The organism is Sulfitobacter sp. UBA4523, assembly GCF_002388305.1.
Lineage (GTDB): Bacteria > Pseudomonadota > Alphaproteobacteria > Rhodobacterales > Rhodobacteraceae > Sulfitobacter > Sulfitobacter pontiacus.
This window is the reverse complement of the sequence record NZ_DGMH01000015.1, coordinates 15699-16028: the sequence shown is the minus strand read 5'-3', so window position 1 is coordinate 16028 and position 330 is coordinate 15699. Positions and strand designations below refer to the sequence as shown.

Annotated in this window: 1 protein-coding gene; it reads left to right on the top strand. The window is 60.3% G+C overall.

Annotated elements, in window-relative coordinates; genetic code table 11:
- Positions 1–106: 106 nt before the first annotated feature.
- On the top strand, positions 107–330 hold a 224-nt coding region (locus tag B3849_RS02800; RefSeq protein ID WP_286779790.1), incomplete at its 3' end, for a Na+/H+ antiporter subunit C.

Below are 330 nucleotides of genomic sequence, written 5' to 3'. Positions count from 1 at the left end.
GAAAGTTTCTCGCGCTTGGGCCGTCGCGCCGGCATCGAGGAAAGCGAACATGCTATGGATATCGACCCGTCACGGGATGAACCGAAAACCGAGACGGAGACCTGATATGGAGCTTTTAGTCGCGTCCGCCATTGGCGTTCTCACCGCTGCCGGGATCTATCTGATCCTGCGTTTGCGTACCTTTCCCGTGATCATCGGCACCTCGCTGATCAGCTATGCGGTCAATGTGTTCCTGTTCGCCTCTGGGCGGCTGGCGTTGAACGCCCCGCCGATCCTGCGCGACGGGGTCGAGGTCTATACCGATCCGCTGCCCCAAGCGCTGGTGCTGAC